Here is a 22,218-nt window from a genome sequence, read left to right on the forward strand (position 1 = left end):
GGGTGGCGGAGAGACGGTCGGTTACCTCCCCGCTGGCACCATATTGAAGGGGCCCCCAATAAACGCCTGTCGCTGATTTTGTATGCGGGAATTGATGCACGCCAAACAAAATGGAAAAAAGAGGCCCCACGCAGATAGCACGCTGCGTGGGGCCGGGTGAAACTCCGTTCGCCATATGTCGCAGGTCCGGTGCGACGGCTTACGGAGGTGTTCAACGAGTTGGCTTGAAGGGCTCGCGGCCGTTACGCCGCGAACCAATAAAAATATTTCGCGTGCAGACGAACGGCACGCTCATTTCCTTTTTGTTCCCGATAGTTTTTACAGACAGGAAGCTGGGCAGGTAAATCCGGGGCAGGGGGAATTCCCCTGCCCCGGGGTTGTATTCGTTAGTGTATCCCTTCCGGATGGCAGGATGAGTTGGTGCAGCCGGTCATATCCTTGTCGCCTTCGAATTCATCCTGGTGACAGGAGAGACAGGATGCATGCCCCTTGGCCTTCACATGCATGGCACGGAAGTAGGACTTGGGTCCCTGCGCGTTCGGGTTGGTGTCGGTATGACAGTTCGCACAGGACTCGGGCTCGTCTTTCACCGTGTTCTTGTGGTGGCAGACAAAGCAGTCAACGCCTTCATGGCTGGAGTGATTGAACACCACGCCGAGGTCACGCTTGCTGTTTCCCTGAATGACGTTGATTTCAAGATCGTCGTCGGGAGCCTCGATGGAGGCGACCCGTTCAGTCTGTGCATAGGCCAATGCTGCGGCGAGACATACACACAGCAGGCACATGATGAATAATTTTTTCATTATATTTCCTTTTGGTATGTATGGTTATGCCTTGCTCTTGGCGCCGAGGCGTCCGGTGAGCAGATCGCGGCGGTTGACGCCGCCCTTGGCCGTTTTTACCAGCTTGGCGCCGTCCACGGAGGCGAGCAGGTTGCCGTTGTAGCTCTCCGGCGGGGCAGTGCACAGGTAGATGACCCGGACGGACTCGGGATTGGCGAGGTACGCGTCGGGGTATTTTTTCTGCACTTCCGCCAGGCGCTTTTCCGCCAGAGCCAGCATGTCCTCACGGTCGCCGAAGTTCATGGTGCCCGTGGGACAGCTCTGAACGCAGGCGGGAAGACGGCCTTCCTGCACACGGTCAATGCACATGTCACACTTGAACCACTCGCCGCTCTCCTCGTCCATGCGGGGGACGTTGTAGGGGCACAGCTCTTCACTGGTGACTTTGCTGCCGATGCCCTTGGTGTTGCTGTTCATGACAACAGCACCGGTGGCCGGGTCCTGCTTGATGCCCTGGTCGCAGTACATGTTGCCGATGTACTTGCAGGGGGGCTCGATGCAGTGTCGGCACTGCTCCGGGAAGAAGTACCATTGGAGCTTGCCGTTGGCGTCCTTCGCCTCGTTGAAACGAACCAGGCGGATGGTGTGGAACGACAGGTCCTGCGGGTTCTGGTGGGAGCCGACATTGCGGGTCTTTTCGGCAGGCAGGTTTTTCCACTGCTTGCAGGCAATCTGGCATCCGCGACACGCGGTACACAGGGACAAATCAACAAAGAAGCTTTTACCGTTCATTATTTATCCCCCTCCTTCCACTTGCGGACGTTGACCATGAACGCCTTGTATTCGGGGATACCGGTGTTCGGGTCGCCGACGTTCGGGGTTACGATGTTTGCGGAGTCTCCGCCGTCCACGGGCATGGCCCAGCCGTAGTGCCAGGGCATACCGACCATGTGGATATCGGTGCCGTTGACCTTGTAGGGCTGGATGCGTTCGGTGACCATGGCGATGGCCCACAGGGAACCACGGACGCTCTCGACGGTGACTTTCTCACCATTCTTGATGCCTCGGAGTTCCGCGAGCTGCGGGCTGATTTCAACAAACATCTGCGGTTCGGCTTCCACGAGCCAGCTGCACCAGCGGGTCATGGACCCGGTCTGCCAGTGCTCGGTCACGCGATAGGTGGTACCCACGAACGGGTAGCGCGGATCGCAGACGGCTTTCTGCTCGCTGTTGATGGTGACGGCCGTCGGGGTGTGCAGGGTGTTGGAGAAGGGATGCTTTTCCACCGGGCATTCCAACGGCTCGTAGTATTCCGGCAGAGGACCATCGGCGCGCCCCGGGCCGAAGAGCTGGCCGAAGCCGTTCTTCCGCATGATGAACGGGTGCTTGGTGCCTGGTGCCCAGCCGCCGTCGGGTACGTCGCCTTCCCACTTCTTGCCGTTCCATTCGATGACGGCCTTCTCCGGATTCCACGGCTTGCCCTGCTGATCGACGGAGGCTCTGTTGTAGAGGATGCGTCGGTTGACGGGCCAGCACCAGGTCCAGTTGGGGAACAGGCCGATCTTGGCCTGCATGGGCGTCTGGGCGGCGTTGTGGCGTTCGGCCTTGTTTTCCGTGTCGCTCACGGAGTTGCAGTACAGCCAGTTGCCGGAAGTGGTAGAGCCGTCGTCCTGCAGGAAGGCGAAGCTCGGGACCTGCTGTCCCTTCTTGTACAGCTTGCCCTTGATCTCGATATCCTTGGTGAACCAGCCGTTGATGAGCTTGGCTGTCTGCTGCGCGCTGAATTCCATGTGGCCATGGCTGTTCTTCACGCACATGTTTTCGAAGCTCAGGCGGGTGATCGGCTCGGGGTACGCGCCGCCCTCTTTTTCGTAGAGGCTGACCATTTCCTCCCACAGTTCGTGGAAGTAGTGGCCGTCGGTGAGCACACCGCCCTTGGGTTCGGGGCCGGCATAGCGCCACTGCATCCAGCGGCCGGAGTTGGAGACGGAGCCTTCCTTCTCAATGGCCGTTGCGCAGGGGATGAAGAACGTTTCCGTCTTCACCTTGGTCGGGTCCATGCCCGGGCCTTTCCAGAAACTGGAGGTCTCGCAGTCGAAGACGTTGACGTTGACCATCCAGTCCAGCTTGCTGATCGCCTTGCGGGTCTTCTCGGAATCCGGGCCGGAGCAGGCGGGGTTCATGCCCCAGATCCATGCGCCGGTGAATCCCTCATTGTACATGCGGTCGATGAGTGGAATCCACGAGTACTCGCTGGCCTTGAGGTTCTCAAGTTTCGGCAGGTAGCTGTAGGAATCCTTGGGGTCATCGTCGGAGTACATGGCTTTGAGCAGGCTGGCGGAGTACTTGGGATAGTTTTGCCACCAGTTGGCGCTCTTCGGGTCCTTGGTGACCGGCGCGAACTTCCTGTTGTACTGGTCAAGGGTGTCCAGTCCCGCAACAGGGGTCGCAATGTAGCCGGGGAGGATGTGGTAGAGCAGGGCGTAGTCGGTGGAGCCCTGGACGTTGCACTCGCCGCGCAGGGCGTTGACGCCGCCGCCGGCTACACCGATGTTGCCGAGCATGAGCTGGATCATGGCCATGGCACGAATGTTCTGCACGCCAACGGAGTGCTGGGTCCAGCCCATGGCATACATGATGGTACCGGCCTTCTTGGCCGTGCCGGTGGCGGAGTACAGGCTGTAGAACTCCGTCAGGTCCTCCTTGGAGATACCCGACATGTTGGAAACGTTCTCAAGCGTGTACCGCTCGTAATGCTTTTTCACTATCTGGAAAACGCAGCGGGGGTGCTTCAGGGTCTTGTCCATCTTGGGAATGCCGTTCCCGTCATTCTCAAAGGCCCACTTCGACTTGTCGTAGGAGGCCGTCTTGGGATCAAAACCGGAGAAGAGACCGTCCTCGAAACCGTAATCCTTGCCAACGATGAAAGACGCGTTGGTGTAGTCACGCATGTACTCGAGGAAGTAGCGCTTATTCTCTATGATGTATTTGATCATACCGCCGAGCACGGCGATATCCGAACCGGAACGAAGCGCATAGTGCTTGTCGGCCCTAGCGGACGTGCGCGTGTAACGCGGGTCCACATGTATGATCTTGGCGCCCTTGGCCTGCGCCTTCAGTGCCCATTTGAAGGAAATGGGGTGGTTTTCGGCAGCATTGCTGCCCATTATCAAAATACAATCACTGTTCTGTAAATCATTCCAGTGGTTGGTCATCGCACCGCGTCCGAACGACTCTCCCAGAGCCGCAACAGTGGCGCTGTGTCAGATACGGGCCTGATGTTCGAGATAGACGATGCCCTGCGCCCGCATGAAGGAGTGCATCGCGTAGCATTCTTCATTGTCCAGGGCTGCGGAACCAAGGGATGCCACACCCATGTTGCGGTTCACCAGCTGGCCTTTCTCGTTCTTGACCTGGAAGGATTTGTCGCGGGAGTCCTTGGCGAGTCTGGCGATGCGTTTTTTGCACCAGTCCCAGCTCTTTTCCTCCCACTCGGCAGCGTAGGGGGCGCGATACAGGCATTTGCCGTCGCGCAGCTCGTTTTCGGTCATCTGGATGGAGCTTGCGCCCTTGGCACACAGAGAACCTTCATTGATGGGGTGGTCGGGGTCTCCTTCCACATTGATGGCCCGTTTGGTCTGCAGGGAGGTGGTGACCACCAGTCCGCAACCTACAGAGCAGTAGGCGCAGATGGAGGTGGTTTCCTTGCTCCAGTCAGGCTTCATCTGAGCCATTTTGGCAACAGCCGTCTTTTTGCACCCCGCGCCGAGGCCGGTAAAGGCCACGCCCAGGGCTGCTGCGGAAGACAGCTTGACGAATTCACGACGATTCATTCCCATTCAGTAATCCTTTGTTGTTATCGTCCACGAATCTCGCGGCCGAGAACTGTAAGACGCCTGTAGCCTGAGATGGCTACGGGAAGATTGTGCAGAGCAATGCCATTGCAGAACGTCGCTTCATCACAGGCGATAACCTGGACATGCAGTGTTTCGGCATACGCTTCACAATCTTCAAGAGATATTCCAAGACTTCCAAACGGAAGTTGAATTGACTCTTGCGTAGTTATAAGTTCTTTAGTAGGCACAATAGTGCACTCCTCAGGATTTAATTTTGTACATAATGTACAAATGCAGGTATGAATATGTTGAAAACAACCAGTTGGCAATAGCCAATTTCTTGCTCATGATTATGCACCACTATTCTATTATGTCTATTTTGACATAATAGAACAGCAAAATACATTCAAGTGGTGTGGATGTTGTAGTATCTTATTCGAGCGAGGTTGAATCCGTTTCACGGAGAGAACCAGGAAGGCGAAAGCCTGAACCAAAAAAAACCGGACACTCCGCTGAGAGTGTCCGGTTTTGGGTTCAGGTGGTGGTTGACTTTCAAACGGCCGTTACTGTCCTCGCTCTCGCCATGCCGGGAGTGGGGCCGCTGACGAGCGCTCTTCCGATCCGCTACTGCCTGCTCATCTCGGCAAAGGTTTTCACGTCGTCATCAACCGCATATTCGGCTCCCGCTTCCGAGTCGTAGCAGGTGAGCCCGCAGCGCAGGCAGCGGCTGGCTTCCTTGCGGGCCGCCTCAAAGGTGATCCCGCCCTTTACCTCTTCACTGAAGGTGGACTTGCGTTCCTCCACAGGTATCTCCGGGACATTGATTCGCGGAATGGAGTATGTGACCTGCATATTCTTGAGGATTGTCTCGGGAATGATGCGCGACAGGGGATTCGGGAATTTGGGAAGCCCGCCTTCGGTCATGAAGAAGTGGATTGCCCGGGCCGCTTGGCGGCCATCCGCAACGGCCTGGATGATGATATCGCGCCCCCGGTGCGCTTCGCCTCCGACAAAGACATTGGGAATATTGGTCTGCATGGTTATGGGATCACTCTTTATGCCACCGGTCTTCTTGTCCATTTCGAACTGGAGTTCACCGTTAGCATCGAGGAGCGGCGCCGTCTCCACGAGCCGGTCCGTGGCGACCACGATCAAGTCCGCGTCCAGAATCTTCTCCGTTCCGGGCACGGGCTTGGGCGTACCGATCGCCTTTTGCGGATCGGCATATTGCAGCTCGCAATATTCTATGCCCGTCACCTTGCCGTTTTCTGCCAGAATGCGGGTCGGCGCGGTGAGGAACATCAGGTCTCCGTCAATTTCCGTGGCCCGTGTAACCTCATTCTTGTTGGCGGCCATCTTGCGCTGGATGCAGGGGATAAGGGCGTGGACCTCGCTGCCGAGGCGGACACCGCTGCTCACCACATCCATGGCCGAGTTGCCGTCGCCGATAACCACCACCTTTTTCCCTCTGAGCGTGGTGTTCGATTTGTTTGCGTTCGCCAGAAATTCGATCGCCTCGACAACGCCTTCGGCATCGCTGTTTTCCAGCTTCAGCTCGTGTACCTTCCATGCGCCGGTGGCGATGAATATGGCTTCGAATCCTTCCTGATCGAGATCCTGTAGTGTGAAATCATTTCCGAATTCCACTCCACTCCGAACCGATATGCCGAGGTCGAGTATGGACTGGATTTCCCAATCGACGACCTTTTCCGGCAGTCGATATGCCGGGATAATGCCGCGCAGCATTCCTCCGACCTGGGCTCGCCTTTCAAAGATCGTCGGCTCGTGGCCGATGCGTCGTAGAAAGTAGGCGCAGGCCAGACCGGCCGGACCGCCGCCGATGATCGCCACGCGATGGCCTGTGGGCGGATTGCAGTCCAGCTTGACCCGAGAGCCGGAGTCCATCTCCCAGTCGGCCACGAACCGGAGCAGGGTATGGATGGCCACGCCGTCGCCCACGATATTGCGGCGGCAGATGGTCTCGCAGGGGGCCGGGCAGAGTCGCCCGACCGCCAGGGGGAACGGGTTGCGTTTCTTGATGGTCAGCAGTGCGCCGCGCATGTCGCCGCGCTTCAGCTGGCTGATGAATGTGCGGACATCCATCTGGGCCGGGCATTTCTGCATACAGGGGGCCAGGCAGTCCTCGCCTATGTTGAGGTGGAGCAGGTCCTGTGTCATGCCGCGCAGGCGGATCGCGCCGGTGGGGCATGCCTCGGCGCACTTGCCGCAAGACCGGCAGGCGTTCATGTCCACGACAGGCAGGTGGTTGCTGTTGAGGTGAATGGCGTCAAACGGGCAGACCTTGACGCAGGTGCCCATACCGATGCAGCCCAGCCCGCAGAGTTTGTCTCCGCCGTAGAGCAGGGCTTCGGCCCGGCAGTCCCGGATTCCCTCATACTCGAATATGCGGTTGGCGCGGGAGCCGCCCAGGCAGATGTTGTGGGCGACCTTGGGTTCCTTGAAGACGACTTCCGTGCCCATGGCCGCAGCGATCTGCTTTACGATCTCGTTTCCTCCGGCCACGCAGATGGTGGACGCGGCATCTCCTTCCGCAATGGCCTTGGCCGCAGCCGAACAGCCGGGGAAGCCGCAGCCTCCGCAGTTGGCGCCCGGAAGGCAGGCCTCCACCAGGGCGATGCGCGGATCTTCCTCCACATGCAGGATTCTGGACGCCACGGCCAGGATGACTGCCGCACAAAATCCGGCGACAAACAGACTTAGAATTGAAGCGGTAACCATTTCTGTTGCTCTCTTTCTTTATGCGTCAGGCGGCCATGCCCTTGAAGGCGAAAAAGGCCAGGGACATGATTCCGGCTGTTATCAGGGCGATGGGTACGCCTTTGAATACGGTTGGCACGGGTGCAATGGCGGTCCGTTCCCGGATGGCGGAGATGACGACCAGCGCGATGATGAAACCGGTGCCGGACGCCAGTGCGTAGACCATGGCCTTGAGGAAGGAGTAGCCACTTCGTTGCACCATGATGGCCACGCCCAGCACGGCGCAGTTGGTTGTGATCAGAGGAAGAAACAACCCAAGGGATGAATAGAGCGGGGGCAGGAGTTTCTTCAGAAACATCTCCACGAACTGAACCAGGGAGGCGATGACCAGAATGAACATGATCGTCTGGAGATATTCTATGCCGTATGGCTTGAGCACGTACTGCTGCAGGGGCCAGGTCAGTGCCGTGGCCATGAGCATGACGAATATGACCGCGCCGCCCATGCCCATGGCCACATCGGTGGATTTGGACGTCCCCATGAACGGGCAGGTGCCGAGATATTGGACAAGGACGATGTTGTTGATGAACGTCGCCGAGATGAAGAGGATGAAGTATTCCATGATCGTCAGCTCCGTTACTTGCCGGTCCGGGAATTACAGGCGCCACAGGATGCGCAGGGCGAATCCAGGCGTTCCGGAACGAATTCCTTCTTTCGGCTTAAGTGCTTGTTGAGGGCATTCATGGACGCGAGGATGAATCCCAGTGCGATGAATGCGCCGGGGGCCATGACCATGAGCTTGGCTGGCTCGAAGGCGTCCCACACGACCGGGAAGCCGAAGACCGTGCCCGATCCCAGGATTTCGCGAAGGGCGCCCAGAAACGTCAGCGACAGGGTGAACCCGATGCCCATGCCCAGTGCGTCGGCAATGGAGAGGAATACGCCGTTTTTCGAGGCAAAGGCCTCGGCCCGCCCCAGTATGATGCAGTTGACGACGATAAGCGGCACGAAAATGCCGAGCTTCTGGTACAACGGATAGGCATAGGCCTGCATGAGCAGCTCCACCGCCACCACCAGCGATGCCGCGATGACGATGAAGCACGCGATGCGTACCTTGGGTGGTATGATGTTGCGCAATGCGGAAACAATCAGGTTGGACAGGGTCAGCACCGAAAGCACGGCTACCCCCATGCCGAAGCCGTTTCCGGCCGAGGATGTGACGGCCAGCGTCGGACACAGGCCGAGCAGCACTCTGAACGGCGGCAATTCGGTCCACAGCCCCTTGGTGAATTCTTTAACTATGCGATGCATGGTGCCTCCTATGAATGAGCCCACTGCGCAGTGATTTTCGGTTTGATGGACTGATAGAGTTCGATGGCCCGGCGGACGGCGTTCACCGTGCCGGTGGAGGAGTAGGTCGCCCCGGATATTCCGTCGATGTCGCCGCCCTTGGACGTCAAATTCATGGAATCCAGCGAGTGCGACTTGAACTTGTCGGTAAAGGACGGGGCCGTGACGCGGCTTCCCAGCCCTGGCGTCTCCGTCTGGGTGGTGATGCCGATGCCGAGCAGCACGTCCTTTTGTACGTCAAACCCCACCATTACGCCGATATCGCCCGAATAGCCCGCTGCAAACGTTTCCATGGCCACGCCCACGAGCTTTCCGTCGCGCAGGGCCGGGAAAACCGTGACATTGTCGATGGTCACCCGTTCCGCAATGGGATCGTTGTCGTGATTCTTCAGGACCGAGAGCAGGGCCGGGCCCTGGACATAGGTCAGGACCTGTTGTTCGATCTTGTCCTTGGTGTTTTGTTTCAGGTTGACCAGGAGGGCTCCCGAACTGGCGCAGATAAGGGACAACACCACGATCATATGTATTATTTCGCGCATGATCTACTTGGCTCCGAAGGGTTTGGGGTGGACCTTGTCCAGCAGCGGGCTGAGCAGATTCGCCAGCATGATCGCGAACGGCACTCCGTCGGGATAGACTCCGTAAACCCGGATGATGACGACCATGATTCCCGCAAAAAGGCCGTAGAGGACCTGCGGCAACATGCCTACCGGGCTGGAGGCCACGTCCGGGGCCAGGAAAAACGCTCCGAACACGGTGGACCCGGCAAGTATATGGAACATGGGGTCCGCATATACCGTGGGGTCAATGAGCCAGAAGATACCCGAGGCCAAGCCCACACCGAGGAAAAACGACGCCGGGATAAAGACCCGGAGCCAACCGGTGCCCAGGAGGTAGAGGCCGCCCGCAAGGAGTGCGACAATCTGCGAGGCTCCGAGTCCGCCGAGCTGTTTTCCCCAGAACAGGTCCATGTATTGGAATTGGGAAAGACTCTGCACCCCGAAGTGCTTGAGCTGGTCGAGCGGTGTATTGATCAGGAACTGCGAGAGGTTCAGGTCGATATCCATGGCCGCAGGCCAGGAGAGACGGCAGAACGCCCAAGCCACGAGCGGGGCGCACACGGGATTCGTCCCGTAGCCGCCGAAGACGGTCCGCCCCAATACAATGGTCAGGATGGCCCCGATACAGGCCAGCCACCACGGAGCCGTGGCCGGGAGCAGAAAGGCGAACAGGATGCCTTCGTACAGCGCCGTGTAGTTGTCCACATTGACGTTGCGGCCCTGGAGTTTCAGGCAGAACGCCTCTGTGAGGACGGCCGCCGATCCCGCCAGGCCGACAACGGTTATGGTCTGCAAGCCAAACATGTAGACGCCCATGACAAAGGCGGGGACAAGTGCCAGCAGATGGGCCTGCATCATTTTCTGTACAGTGCGTTTGCTGCGCCAATGCGGAGCGGGCGATACCGATAGCCTGATGGCGATGTTCGACATCGCCTTTATTATTGGGGGATTCATATCTTTCAATCCTTTAATGTCTGTACCGGTTCACTCAGCCTGCCTGCAGCGGCATTGCGGCGTTGCCACGGGACAACAGCTGGTTTTTGGCCAGACGGATATATTGAAGCAACGGTCTTCTTGCAGTGCAATTGAACGAGCACAGTCCACATTCGAGGCAGCTGCGCAACCCGCATTTCTCCGCCATTTCGAACATCTCGAATTCCGCGTACCGGCTGATGAGGTTGGGCAGCACCCGTCCGGGACAGTTCAGCACGCATTCGCCGCAGTTGATGCAGGTGGCATCCTCGACCGGGGGAAACTCCTCATGAGGAATAACCAGAAGGCCGTAATCCCCCTTCTTGACCCCTTCATCGAGGCCGTAGACAGCCTCGCCCCGGAATGGCCCGCCCAGTATGACTTTGTCCCCATCCGAGACCGGGATTTCCAGGAGGTCCAGCAGGTATCCCAGCGGGGTGCCGACCGGCACACGGTAGTTGCGGCCTTTGATGGTCATGATCGTGGAGGTCAGCGGCAGCCCGGTCTGGGCGACAAATCCCAACTCATACAAATTCATGAGCGTCAGGATTCTCGTATCTTCGGGATATTCCTTGCCGGTGACGGCCTTGACGACCAGGGGGTTGAGGGAAGCCGGGTATTTGGGCTCGATCTTCATTGTCTCCGTTCCGGAAAGAAAGCCGGAGGAGGACGGTGAGGCCAGTACGGTCCTGGTGGGCACGATGATCCGCTGGGCAAGCCGCAGTCCGGCTTCCAGGAGCTCGCGTTCGCTTTCCAGAAGTTGCTCGGCCACGGAGATGCCCGGTTCCGGGTTCAATCCGTTGATGATCAGAAGCCCGGCTCTGTCTAGCTGGGTGACGTCGATGCCGAGGCGTTGCAGGGTACGCAGCAGTTTCTTGCCCGTGCCCATGGACGCGACATCCTCCGGGGCGACCGAACGGTTTTCGCCGTCACACTGGATCGTCAGGTGGTAGTAATTGACGACCTTGATCTTGCCCGAAGCCGCCGCATGGTGCGCCCCGCCCAGCGGCGAGGGCGGCTCGGCTATTATTTCGCCGCACTCCACCTGCTGGCCTTTGTTGGCTCTCAATACGAGATTGCGTATCCGTATATTGAGTTCCTTGGGCATCGGTATGTCGCTGAGTGGCTTGCTGGAACCCGATTTGAGGGAGTAGTGTATTCTGCCCATGGCCGTTACCTCGCGTGGCATTCGTGACAGGCGTCTTCGCCGGGGCCGCCGTTTTCTTCATGGCAATGGATGCACAGTTGATGAAAGGCATCAGCTCTGAGGGGGATGTTTTCCACCATAGGCCTGTCTTCCTCCTTGAGGGGGAAAGTCGGCTTTTCGTCGTGGCAGCGCAGACAGGCCTCGTCATTCGCAAACCGCTTTTGATGCTCTTTTCTGAACGTATCGCCGAATTCCACAGGGTGGCAGTTGCCACAGGCTATGGGAGATGCCTGGCCGATGTTGTCATGGTGACAGTCTGCACATGCATACCCGTAGTCCTCGACATGCGTCTGGTGGGCGAAGATGACCCGCCCTCCCGCATTGTCCATGATGACCCGCACCGGGGCGGCTGGTTTCTCTTTTGGCCAGAAGAGCAGGACGAGAGCAGACGTAAGCAGTACCACCACAATGACCGTTATGGGGGTATATTTGTTTCTAGGCAAAATGATCCTTCTTATTTGGCATTGTGCGGCCAGTTCCGGTTGGTCCGCGAGTTCTCGGCGCAGGCCTGTCCGGGACAACCTCACCGATCGATTGATGCCGGTTTTCTAGATGTCAACCTCTACCTTTGGCGCCGGGAAATAGCTTCCGGTATGCGGGATTTCACCCTTTTCTTGCAGCTCTTTCCGAACCTGCGCCAAGTCGATCACCTTCGGCTCCACAAGGGTGAATCCCTGTGCTTCACACCAGTGGTGGTCGTTTGCGAACGTACCGTTATACTTTACTTCGTCGAGAATAAAGTAGTTTTTGCAGCCCATTATCCTATCCCATTGGTGCACCATGAACTCGAACTTGCTCGGGTCGAAGCTGGTCACGTCATCCCACTTCCAGGTGAACTTGCAGATTTCGTTGTCGAACCCGAATACGGCGATATATTTGGCCCTGCTTTCCAGATACATCCGTCGCCGGATCTTCACGGGGGATTCTGTGATTGCGTTTCGGTTGAAGTCCACTGGCGCGCCGTCCAGAGTCAAGGTGATCGCGCACTCATCGTCAATGCGCATTCCCCATGTATTGGTCTTGCCGTTGCGCCACCAGTCCATGGGCTTCATGGCGTATATGTCCGAACCGTGTTTGGTTATAAGCTTGGCGGTCTTTGCGGATATTGGGTGCAGGGCCAAGTCACAGGAGTGACCGTGAATGGTAAAATCGAGTTCCATGACAGAAGCTCCTTTCAGGCCTATGGCCCGTTGGTGAAAGTTCATGTTTCACCAGTGCAAAAGCAACGGGTGTGCCACGATCAGGGCTTTGCCAGAAAGGAAAATTGAAATAATTAATATGCAATTAATATATTAAAATAATAGTATATTTTTAATATAAACAAGAAAGCGCAAAAGAAGATAACTGGCAAAAATGACTTTGCCAGATTCTCATATCTTGCAAGAAGTCAACTTTGGATGTGGAGCAATCGCCTGATTGGCAATTCATCTAAAAAAAGATGAAGGGCTGGGTGAATTCTTATTTTCAGGCTTCCGGATGAGGTGTTGTGTTGGTTTATTGGGGCTTGGGACGGAGGCTGGCGGAAAGAACGGGGGATGAGCTCCGGTGGGGCAACGCCTGGATTATAGATTTAAGTATATTATTCCAATGTATTGCGAAATATAAATCGAGTGAATGGCCTCGGCCAATTACTTGATTGACAGTGCCATGGTGAACAAGCGGGAAATCATATTTAATACAGCGGCCAGACTCTTTGTGAAGACTCCTACGAGACTGTTGACATCCAAGACATTGCCCGGGAAACCGGGGTCAACAGCGCGATGATCTCATATTATTTGGCGGGAAAAGCGGACTGCATAAGGAAATCTTCTCCCAATTTGTTCAGATGGTTCTGTCCGCTGCGCGCGAGCATCTGGGAAAGGCCACCGACAGCGATGCTCTGAGCAACGTCATGAGCCGGGCATTTCTAGAATGCGGCCCGGGAAAAGTGTGAAGTCTTTCTGGTGGGGCTGCGCTCGCTCAATAGGGACCTCGAAAGGTGCGCGAGGAGCGGGAGCGGCTACGCGAGGAGAGCGACCGCTACTTCGCGGAGTTCCTGGTTTGGCCGGACATCAGGAAAAGATGCCCGAGACCCTGGGGCTCATCTTCGGCGCCGTGATGGGGATGCTCTTTCCCGACTATCTGCTGGGCGGTTAGAGTTTCGACTTACTGATTTGTTGATATGCAAGCGTTAGCCATGCTCATACCGAGACTAGACGGTTCAAGCAGGTTCTTGACAAAGTGGCTGGGGGCAATGATTCCGCAGTCCATGCGAATGGTCTGGGCTATTTCCCCTCAAGCGCCTTGATAAATTCCGTGGTGTCCGGGATGTCGGCCATAGAATTGGCGTAATGAACAGCGCGAATGATGCCGGAAGTGTCGATGATCATCTGAGCTGGCATCCTACCCAGTTTGAGGAATTTGATTTCTTGGCCGTAGCGTTGGGGGACCCTGTGTTCCGGATCTGGCAGGCCGATGAAAGGCATGGACTCCTTTTCCCAGTATTCCCTGAATTTTTCCCGTTTTTCCGGGCCAATGATCAGGACTTCGATGTCGTTCTCTTCCAATTTGCTTACTTCTTGGCGCAACTGCGCCATGTGCTTGCGGCAATACGGTCAGACAAAGCTTCGGTTGAAAACGAGCAGGACGTTCTTTTGGCCTCTGAATTGGGAGAGGGAGACCTCGTGCCCGTGGATGTCCTGCAGAATGAAGTCCGGCGCGGGTTCATTAACATTTATACGCACTGTATGCTCCTTGTTGTTCTGTCCCTACACATTTAGGCGTGTTACAGGCTCGGGCAAGATATCTGAGTGGATTTTGCTTTGTTGAGCTACCTGCCTTGTATGATAAACATTCATGAAAGAAGCTATGGCAGGGGGGCAGAGGAAGCGATCACCCTGCCCTGGGTCAGAGTGATCGCTTTCATGACATGAACTGTTTCTTACTCGGCCAGCAGTTCCGGCTTGACAAATTCAGTGATGTCGTTGCCGAAATGAACGAATACTTTTTCCACGCCTTTGACCGGAATCCAGTAGCCGTCCATGAATATGCCCTGCTTGGTAAAGGCACCTTTGCGCTCGGCCTGGCCGGATTTGAGCATCTTGTTGCCCAGACAACCGGGACAGATGCGATCGCTCGGGTAGAGGCTATGGCATTTGATGCCTGCGGTGATACCCAACTCTTCCGCACGCTGGTTCACAGCCAGAACGTCGCGGCAGGCGTGGATGAGCATCACGGGTTCGGGGTACAGACCCCACATGGTGTCAAAGGCATCCAGGACGGATTGATCCACTGATTTCATTTTTTTCTCCTTTTAATGTTGGTCAAGTTGCTTAAATTTCTACTGATAATATTGCGTAGTACCGAACAGACGAGCGCAAGCTGTTTGTCAGGCTGTCGCCAGATAGAGCTCCAGGGCAAAGGACATTACGACGGCATGAAAACCGTAGACGGCCATATAGGAAGGAATTTTACCGCGCAGTCCCGTTGTCAGCCTGAAGGACAAAATGAGTAGATAGAAAAGCCAAATGACGGCTGGAAAGAGTATCCGTGGCGAAGTCAGATCAACCATTCCATACTTGGTGCTCTGAAGAGCTATGCCCATGAGGAGCCCCAGGCCCATCGCCACAAAACCGAGGGTCAGGGAGACAAAAAGACTTCGGTCCAGATCATGGAGACTCCAGCGGAATCCCTCACCCAATCTGTACGCCTTGGTCTTGATTGCTCTTTCTCTCCTCAGATAGACAAAGGCGATCACGCAGGTGATTCCGAAAAGCACATAGCCCAGAGAGCAAATGATAATATGAAGAGTTAAAAGTGCTGACATTGCAACTTTCCCCCGTCGATTAGCTGCGCCGGTCGGCTAATCCTTTCACTGCGCCGGAATTCTTGCCTTCGTGCCCGACTGCGGCTTTTTTTCGCAACCACAATTGGTGCGCGATTTTACCTAAAAGTCCCGTCAGAAAAGCCGTACCAACAAAAACACCCATTACTTGGTCCAGTGTCCACGAAGATGGCCCACGGCAGGAGGATTTTCTCCATAGGCGTGCACCACCTTCATGTATTGTCCCCAGCCGGGACAAACAGCGGTGTGCCAAATCCAGAGACGGCCGAGGAACGACGAAGGCGACTGCTCCGCTTTCTTTCTTAATTTGCAGGTGTCGCACGACATTTGGGGTCTGCTGTTTTCATTTTGCATCACGATCTCCTTATAAGTGGCTGCCGCATTTCTGAGCGACGTTGGCACCAAGATACACCAGTCAAGCCGGAATTCCTCTCTGAGTTGCAACGATGTGTAACAAGTTGTTTCCGGCGGGTGGATACAATTGGATACAATTCGTTTCAGGTGAGAAAAGCCTTTGACCCTCGCCTGCGATATTCGAAAGCATACTTTGCACCCAAAGGAGAACCATATGAAAAAAATGCTGATTATCAGTGTCTTGGTCGGCGTCGTCATGCTTGGTGCCTGCACCAGATTTGCAGCAATGAAGGGCCCCTTCAACGGTGATGCAGTCAATACCGCTTTTGTTGAGTATGTTGTGGATAAAGCTGAAGACAGGCTTGATTTGACTGACGAACAGCGTGATCAGTTCAGGGTGATGGTGGAAAAAATGGCCGCCAAAGCGCTTGAACAGCGTCCCGAGGTAAATGCGTTGCGAGTGAAAATGGCTGAAGAAGTCCGCAAGCCACGGCTCGACATGGATGCGATGGAAGCTTTAATGAAAGAGCGCATGCAGCTCTTCTGCATCATCATGGAAGAAGAGAAGGATGCGTTTGTCGCTTTTCATGCAACGCTGACGGATGAACAGAAAGGTGCTTTGGCCCAACTGATTCTTGATCATGGCAAGAAGGGCTGGCACGGCAGTCAATAACCGGCTAGTGTTCGAGTTGCCTCGGCATACGGGGCAACTCATTTTCATATCGCGCGAGGATGCAATGGCAAATACCATTTTGGTCATCGAGGACGACGCCGATCTCCAGCAACTCCTGAAAGAGTATCTTGCCGGGTTCGGTTATATAGTCCATCCCGAAGGGACGCCTGAAGCTGGTTTGGATACCTTCAAATCCCTTTCTCCCGACCTGGTTATTCTGGATGTCATGCTCCCCGGAATAAACGGCTTCGAGGTCTGTCGCCGTATTCGCCAGGACTCGCAGATCCCGATCATCATGCTTACCGCTCGCGGTGACGTCATGGATCGGGTGGCCGGGCTTGAAATCGGTGCAGATGACTACTTGCCCAAGCCGTTTGAACCTCGTGAACTCGTCGCCCGCATCCAATCCATCCTGCGTCGCAGCCAGCATAATACGACTTCCGGAAAAGGTGAGTTCGGCTCACTTCGTATCGACTTCGATGGTCGAGCCGCGCTGCTCAATGGGGAAGACATTGGCCTGACCACCAATGAATTCAACGCGCTTGCCGTTTTGGCCCGCAACCCTGGAAAGACGTTCAGCAGGGACGATCTTATGCAGGAGCTGCGAGGCCTGGACAGTGAATCTTTCAACCGCTCCATAGATATCACCATGAGCCGCATCCGCCAGAAGCTTGGCGACGATCCCAAGCATCCCAGATACATCAAAACAATCTGGGGAACCGGCTATGTCTTTATTGGGCAAGGAAGTGAAGATGGCTAGAGTTTGTCGAAGTATCAGGCAATCCCTGTTCACTAAATTGGCCTTGGTGCTCGTCATGGGGGTTGTGGCCATCAATGCCGTCACCATCCATCTCTACGCCACCCAGAAACGTGAATATGACACCACGTTAAACCTGAGTTTGTTGCAGTATGCCCGTCACCTTGCCGACCAGGTCGGCTCCCCGCCAGACAGGAGTAAAGCGGAGGCTCTGACTCGCCAACGGCCCATGCGCATCACCTATACGGGGAAAACTCCATGGGTGGTTGGCAAAACGGAGGAGACATTTCCTGAAAGATTCCTTGTGCCCCGCTTTTCTCAAGAGGGGATTGAAATACTTAATCTTCATGAGAATTACAGACTGCGTGTTTCGCTTGCCTCTGGTGGGCTTTTGACTTTTGATCTGTTTTCCACAGAAGCCGAACGGTCTGCGTTGCGTCAATTCGGGATTTATTTCCTCGTTGGCTCTTGCCTGATCATGCTGGCCATCTACCTTGTCCTGCGGCTCCTGCTTCGGCCCATTGAATGGTTGACCGAAGGGGCCGAGTCTGTCCGGGATGGCAAGCTCGACACACGTGTGCAGACGAGAGGTTCCGGCCAACTCAGAGAGCTCTGTGAAACCTTTAATCAAATGGCGATCCGGCTGGAAACTCTTGTGACAGGACAACGGGATTTGTTGCTTGGAGTCAGCCATGAGTTGCGAACTCCGCTCACCCGCCTGAAGCTCCGATTTGAAATGATGGACACCAAGGTCGACACCTCGGCTATCAAGCAGGATGTGGGGCAAATGGAAGCCATGATCAGCTCGCTGCTGGAAACTGCGAAAATGCACCACGGAGCCGATGGTGTCCGAGCACAGTCGATGGATATGGCACAACTCGTCGCCTCTGTTGCGAGCGGTTATCAAGCCCAGCCTCCCGGGATTGTGGTGGACATCCCTCAAGAGCCGGTCTTGGCAATGGTCGATCCACAAAAAATCACTATGGCTTTGAACACGTTGCTGGACAATGCAATCAAGTATTCCGCCCCGGACGGTCCGCCTGTCGAGGTTTCGCTACGAGTGAAAGGCCATGAGGTCAGCATTATCATCACAGACCACGGTATAGGCATCCCGGAAGAATCGATCAGTCATCTTTTTGATCCTTTCTACAGAGTAGACGAATCGCGCACCCGTGACACTGGGGGGTATGGCCTGGGTCTTTATCTTTGCCAAACAATAATAAAAGCGCATCGGGCGCATATTGAAGTGGCGAGTACCTTGGGTGTGGGAACGACGTTTCGGGTAACTTTTCAATCGTGATTCATTTGTTTCAGCTGTAAAGTTCAGATTTTTTCACTGCTCCAGGTCCAGGGATAGGGTCAGGTTCAGATATACGCCCCGACCATCCCAGGGCATCCCCTTGTACTCAAATGTATGCCGAGGCACAAAAAAGGGTTCATCCGGTTAAAGCGTACTTGGATTCATGAATGCCCATAATCCTGAGCTTGAAGAACTCGGTGTCGCGGTAGCCATAGGTCTGCCTTTTCAGCGTCTTGATTTTGTTGTTCGTCCCTTCGATGGGACCTGATGAGATGGGGTGATCGTAGTAGGCAAGGATGCCGAAGCGGTGCGAAGCAAGCGTCCTCGCCATGACCTGCAAAGGACGAATTTCGGAGGCTTCGGCTCTGGCGATCCAGTCGTTGATGACCTTCTCTGCCGTTGCCTTGTCCGGCTGGGACCAGAGTTGCCGCAAGTCCTCTTTCAGGTAGTAGGCTGTCGCCAAGGGTTTGTTCAGCCGCAATGCTTCTCCAAGCGCTCCTTTTCATCGCGGCTTTCATCTAGGTTTTCCGGGTTCTTCAAGAGAATCCATCGTGTCCCTTTGACCGCCTTCCTCTCAAGCGGCGACGCCAGTTCCCGAAAGATTTGGCGGCGTATCTGGGTAATCTTTTCGTTCATCAGTTTGACCACATGGAACCTGTCGAACACGATGGCCGTATCGGGCAAACTCTCCATGACGGCGCTGATGTAGCCAGCATTCATGTCAGTCGCCACAGCAGTAATTCTTGCTTTGGTTTTCTTGAGCCTTTTCCAAAATGGAAGAAGAGTTTCGCGGCTTCGGCCTTCCCCAACAAAGACAACCGCGCCACTTTCGAGATCCATGACCAAGGTCAGATACTTCTGGCCTTTCCTGACGCTGATTTCGTCGATGGCGATATACTTGAGTTTTCCCAGCTTCGGTTTTGAGAAACGTCGAAACAGATACCGTTTGAATATCGATTTGATGGTGTCCCAACCAACGCCGAGCAGGTCGGCCACATCCTGTATGGTCATCTTCTTTGCCAAAGCGAGGGCATAGCGTTCAAATGTCTTGGTGTACCAACGTCTTGGCTCAGCAATCTGAATGTCAATCAAGCGGACGACACCGCAATTGTGACATCCCACTCGTTGCACAGGAATGACCAGCCAGACAGGTTTGAAGCCGATGGGCACAGTCTGAACCCATCGCTCCGCAAAGCCGTGTCGGATGATGTTTCTGGAGCGGCAGCAAGGACAACGGATTAGGTCGTCTTTGGGTTGCACTTTCAAGATGATATTACCCGCTACAAAATCCTGTCGAACGTAGTCGTAGTCTCGCAGGCCGAATGCGTGATTGATGAAACTCGTGGACATGGCTGATCTTTCTTTCAATTGTTATTAGTAAGATGGTACTGAGAAAAAATAATGGCAAAAGTTTTTAAGCCAGCTAATATACTCTGAAAATAGAAAAGGACACAGGGCATGCTTGATACTTTATCTTTGAAAACCAAACTGTTGTCAGGATTTGGGCTTGTTCTTGTGTTGATGCTCGCCATTGTTGGCCTCTATCAGTTTGCCCTGTCTTCGTCTGTCGGAAGTTTTAACCACTTGCTCAAAGAAGAAGTGGCTATCATGTCCCACGCTAAGGCCGCTGAAACGTATATGCTTCAATGCCGACGAAATGAAAAAGATTTCCTCTTGAGGAAGGACCTGAAATACAAAGAAAAGTTTAAAGCAAGCATTGCTGCTGTTGAAGAGCATGCCGATGCCATCGTGCCTTTGGCTCAAACGATAGACAATGACGAGTTGGCTAACTTGGCCCAATCTATCAAAAAGTCGGCAGCGGAGTATGAGAATGCCTTTTATGAACTTATCGCCGCTTGGGAGCGGCGTGGCTTGGATCATGAATCCGGGTTGCAAGGCACCTTCCGTGCGGTTGTCAAAGACGCGGAAGCCGCGTTTGTAAAACATGAGGTTCAGGATCTGTACCTCGACCTTCTGCTGATGCGCCGATGGGAAAAGGACTACCACCGGACCCAGGCCGGCAAATATCTGAACCGCATGCGCGCCACCATGGAGTCTTTCCAGGCCAGCCTTGATTCCCGAGAAGAGAAAACCGAACAACTGGAACAGGCGGCACGCGGCTTTTCTGAATACAAAAAGCATTTCAATGCGTTTGCTTCAAGCGGTTCGGCAGCCGAATACGAAGCAACCCGTTCTGCGGCCGCAACGATGGAGGAAGGACTTAAAGCGTTGTATGTCCCGGACGTCAAGGGGCTTCTCCTGATGGTCAGGCGCGGAGAAAAGGATTATCTGCTCCGCGGCAGCGAAAGTTATGTCAAAAAGACTCACGCGAGTGTGGACAAGCTGGTAGACGCTTTCAAGAATTCCGATGCCTCGCCAGAATTCATTGAGGAGGCCGTGAAGGTTGGAAATGCTTACAAATCAGCCTTCGATGCCTTGGTGGCGGAAGACGCCACAATAACAAACCTCATTGCATCCATGCGAGAGGCGGTTCATGCCATTGAGCCCGTGGTGGACAAGATCGCAGCTGATGCGAAGGAGATGACATATGCAAATGCTCAAGAGGTTTCCAATCACGCCGATTATTTGAGCCTGATTGCAATCGCCTTGGCGCTGTGTGGCGTTGCTTTGGGCATTCTGGGGGCAATCGTCATCATACGCAGTATCCTGAAACAATTAGGAACAGATCCGATAGAACTTGTTAAAATTGCACAGGCGCTTGCAAATGGAAAACTTGGAATAAGCTTTACCGGGAGATATGATGTTGGTTCGGTCTATGGCGCCATGCAAGCCATGGTAGAGAAGATTACCGAGGTCATACGAACCGTGTCTGCGGGTGCAGAAAACGTTGCCTCTGGGGCCGAAGAATTGTCGGCCACGGCGGAAACCGTATCGTCTGGCGCTAACCAGCAAGCCACTGGAGTGGAAGAGGTCTCTTCCAGTATCGATGAGATTACAGCCTCGGTTCAACAGAATTCGAAAAATGCGGCCACTACGGAAAGGATGTCTGAACAAGCAAGCAAGGATGCTGAAGAAGGTGGAAAGGCTGTCTCCGAAACAGTCTTGGCGATGCGTGATATAGCCGAAAAAATATCCATAATCGAAGAGATAGCCCGTCAAACGAACCTGTTGGCATTGAACGCAGCCATTGAGGCTGCGCGGGCAGGAGAACAGGGCAAAGGCTTTGCCGTTGTCGCAGCCGAAGTACGAAAGCTGGCCGAACGCTCCGGGGCAGCTGCCGCAGAAATCAGTGAACTCTCAACAAATTCTGTAGCTGTGGCCGAACGAGCTGGGAGCATGCTCGACAAGATGGTGCCCGACATCAAAAAAACCTCTGAACTTATTAAGGAGATCAGTGCGGCCAGCCGCGAACAGGCCGAGGGCGTTGATCAAATAAATTCTGGCATCCAGAATCTGGACTCCACAGTCCAACAAAACGCATCAGCTTCGGAAGAGCTGGCATCAACCGCAGAAGAGTTGTCGGGCCAAGCGCAGCAACTTCAATCCGCCATCACCTTTTTTGACATTGAGGGCCGTAAGGGAGTTGTAGAGCATACAGTTACTTCTTCCCCACCACTTCCTTTTGAGAGTGGATCAGATGAAGAGTTTGCCCGTTATTGAACAAAAGCGGTAACACAACTCACATGAAAGGCAGCCGTATGAAACTGGCTGCCTTTCATTTTGTCAAAAGTACGCTTGAATCGGATGAACCCAAAAAAACGCTTACGACTTGTCGTAGGCGCTTTGTTTCATTGTATTTAGTGATTTTAGTTGAATCGACGATCTACTGATTAGGAAGAAAATGTCTGGAAAATAAGTCTTGAAATAATTGAACCTATTTTGTCATTTTTTGTATGCCAGCACAAAAAAACGTATCCTGGTATCC

At 54.7% G+C, this 22,218-nt stretch carries 22 protein-coding genes; 4 read left to right on the forward strand and 18 right to left on the reverse strand.

Going from position 1 to position 22,218, the window contains the following annotated elements:
• Window positions 1-386: 386 nt before the first annotated feature.
• From ACI0FG_RS03460 to ACI0FG_RS03535, 16 genes are all read right to left on the reverse strand, one after another.
• Window positions 387-803 (reverse strand): cytochrome c3 family protein, encoded by a 417-nt coding sequence (locus ACI0FG_RS03460; protein WP_419787168.1) that lies wholly within the window; start codon window positions 801-803, stop codon window positions 387-389.
• A 24-nt stretch (window positions 804-827) separates the two neighbouring features.
• Window positions 828-1,574, reverse strand: coding sequence for a 4Fe-4S dicluster domain-containing protein (locus tag ACI0FG_RS03465; RefSeq protein ID WP_419787169.1), 747 nt, complete (start codon window positions 1,572-1,574; stop codon window positions 828-830).
• Window positions 1,574-4,621: a formate dehydrogenase-N subunit alpha gene (gene fdnG, locus ACI0FG_RS03470; RefSeq protein WP_419787170.1), complete on the reverse strand. Its 3,048-nt coding sequence runs from the start codon at window positions 4,619-4,621 to the stop codon at window positions 1,574-1,576. Before fdnG ends, ACI0FG_RS03465 begins: the two co-directional genes overlap by 1 nt.
• Before the next feature lie 621 nt (window positions 4,622-5,242).
• Window positions 5,243-7,357, reverse strand: a complete 2,115-nt coding sequence (locus ACI0FG_RS03475) for an FAD-dependent oxidoreductase (protein ID WP_419787171.1) — start codon at window positions 7,355-7,357, stop codon at window positions 5,243-5,245.
• 25 nt (window positions 7,358-7,382) lie between these two features.
• Window positions 7,383-7,958, reverse strand: a complete 576-nt coding sequence (locus ACI0FG_RS03480) for an electron transport complex protein RnfA (protein ID WP_419787172.1) — start codon at window positions 7,956-7,958, stop codon at window positions 7,383-7,385.
• 14 nt (window positions 7,959-7,972) lie between these two features.
• Window positions 7,973-8,647 (reverse strand): electron transport complex subunit RsxE, encoded by a 675-nt coding sequence (gene rsxE / locus ACI0FG_RS03485; protein ID WP_419787173.1) that lies wholly within the window; start codon window positions 8,645-8,647, stop codon window positions 7,973-7,975.
• Between the two features lie 8 nt (window positions 8,648-8,655).
• Entirely contained in the window at window positions 8,656-9,225 is a 570-nt protein-coding gene (gene rnfG, locus ACI0FG_RS03490) for an RnfABCDGE type electron transport complex subunit G (RefSeq protein ID WP_419787174.1), read from the reverse strand.
• Between the two features lie 3 nt (window positions 9,226-9,228).
• The gene (locus ACI0FG_RS03495) at window positions 9,229-10,200 is read right to left on the reverse strand and encodes an RnfABCDGE type electron transport complex subunit D (protein WP_419787175.1); all 972 of its coding nucleotides are present in this window, start codon (window positions 10,198-10,200) and stop codon (window positions 9,229-9,231) included.
• Window positions 10,201-10,234: 34 nt separating this feature from the next.
• Complete coding sequence (locus ACI0FG_RS03500; RefSeq protein WP_419787176.1) at window positions 10,235-11,386, reverse strand: electron transporter RnfC; 1,152 nt, start codon at window positions 11,384-11,386, stop codon at window positions 10,235-10,237.
• 5 nt (window positions 11,387-11,391) lie between these two features.
• Entirely contained in the window at window positions 11,392-11,868 is a 477-nt protein-coding gene (locus ACI0FG_RS03505; protein WP_419787177.1) for a cytochrome c3 family protein, read from the reverse strand.
• A 105-nt stretch (window positions 11,869-11,973) separates the two neighbouring features.
• Window positions 11,974-12,585, reverse strand: a complete 612-nt coding sequence (locus ACI0FG_RS03510) for a hypothetical protein (protein ID WP_419787178.1) — start codon at window positions 12,583-12,585, stop codon at window positions 11,974-11,976.
• Window positions 12,586-13,689: 1,104 nt separating this feature from the next.
• The gene (locus tag ACI0FG_RS03515) at window positions 13,690-14,148 is read right to left on the reverse strand and encodes a peroxiredoxin family protein (protein WP_419787179.1); all 459 of its coding nucleotides are present in this window, start codon (window positions 14,146-14,148) and stop codon (window positions 13,690-13,692) included.
• Window positions 14,149-14,345: 197 nt separating this feature from the next.
• On the reverse strand, window positions 14,346-14,705 hold the full coding sequence (locus tag ACI0FG_RS03520; RefSeq protein WP_419787180.1) for a hypothetical protein: 360 nt from the start codon (window positions 14,703-14,705) through the stop codon (window positions 14,346-14,348).
• 87 nt (window positions 14,706-14,792) lie between these two features.
• Window positions 14,793-15,230, reverse strand: a complete 438-nt coding sequence (ccsA, locus tag ACI0FG_RS03525; RefSeq protein WP_419787181.1) for a cytochrome c biogenesis protein CcsA — start codon at window positions 15,228-15,230, stop codon at window positions 14,793-14,795.
• A gap of 19 nt (window positions 15,231-15,249) precedes the next feature.
• The gene (locus tag ACI0FG_RS03530) at window positions 15,250-15,393 is read right to left on the reverse strand and encodes a hypothetical protein (RefSeq protein WP_419787182.1); all 144 of its coding nucleotides are present in this window, start codon (window positions 15,391-15,393) and stop codon (window positions 15,250-15,252) included.
• Window positions 15,393-15,602 (reverse strand): hypothetical protein, encoded by a 210-nt coding sequence (locus ACI0FG_RS03535; protein WP_419787183.1) that lies wholly within the window; start codon window positions 15,600-15,602, stop codon window positions 15,393-15,395. Before ACI0FG_RS03535 ends, ACI0FG_RS03530 begins: the two co-directional genes overlap by 1 nt.
• Window positions 15,603-15,816: 214 nt before the next feature.
• Between ACI0FG_RS03535 and ACI0FG_RS03540 the strand changes: the two genes are divergently transcribed.
• The 3 genes from ACI0FG_RS03540 (at window position 15,817) to ACI0FG_RS03550 (ending at window position 18,332) form a co-directional block, all read left to right on the forward strand.
• The gene (locus ACI0FG_RS03540; protein WP_419787184.1) at window positions 15,817-16,275 is read left to right on the forward strand and encodes a Spy/CpxP family protein refolding chaperone; all 459 of its coding nucleotides are present in this window, start codon (window positions 15,817-15,819) and stop codon (window positions 16,273-16,275) included.
• Between the two features lie 64 nt (window positions 16,276-16,339).
• Window positions 16,340-17,035 (forward strand): response regulator transcription factor, encoded by a 696-nt coding sequence (locus tag ACI0FG_RS03545; protein WP_419787185.1) that lies wholly within the window; start codon window positions 16,340-16,342, stop codon window positions 17,033-17,035.
• Window positions 17,001-18,332 (forward strand): sensor histidine kinase, encoded by a 1,332-nt coding sequence (locus tag ACI0FG_RS03550; protein WP_419787186.1) that lies wholly within the window; start codon window positions 17,001-17,003, stop codon window positions 18,330-18,332. The genes ACI0FG_RS03545 and ACI0FG_RS03550 overlap by 35 nt, the downstream gene beginning before the upstream one ends.
• A gap of 136 nt (window positions 18,333-18,468) precedes the next feature.
• Here the strand turns inward: ACI0FG_RS03550 and ACI0FG_RS03555 are convergent, their stop codons facing one another.
• Window positions 18,469-18,813: an ISL3 family transposase gene (locus ACI0FG_RS03555; protein WP_419787187.1), complete on the reverse strand. Its 345-nt coding sequence runs from the start codon at window positions 18,811-18,813 to the stop codon at window positions 18,469-18,471.
• Window positions 18,804-19,682 carry an ISL3 family transposase gene (locus ACI0FG_RS03560; RefSeq protein ID WP_419787188.1) on the reverse strand — a complete coding sequence of 293 codons (879 nt, stop codon included), beginning with the start codon at window positions 19,680-19,682 and terminating at the stop codon, window positions 18,804-18,806. The genes ACI0FG_RS03555 and ACI0FG_RS03560 overlap by 10 nt, the downstream gene beginning before the upstream one ends.
• Before the next feature lie 108 nt (window positions 19,683-19,790).
• Between ACI0FG_RS03560 and ACI0FG_RS03565 the strand changes: the two genes are divergently transcribed.
• The gene (locus ACI0FG_RS03565) at window positions 19,791-21,953 is read left to right on the forward strand and encodes a methyl-accepting chemotaxis protein (RefSeq protein WP_419787189.1); all 2,163 of its coding nucleotides are present in this window, start codon (window positions 19,791-19,793) and stop codon (window positions 21,951-21,953) included.
• Window positions 21,954-22,218 lie beyond the last annotated feature (265 nt).

This window comes from Pseudodesulfovibrio sp. 7M6 (assembly GCF_050058625.1).
In the GTDB taxonomy this organism is placed as follows: Bacteria; Desulfobacterota; Desulfovibrionia; order Desulfovibrionales; family Desulfovibrionaceae; genus Pseudodesulfovibrio; species Pseudodesulfovibrio salinus.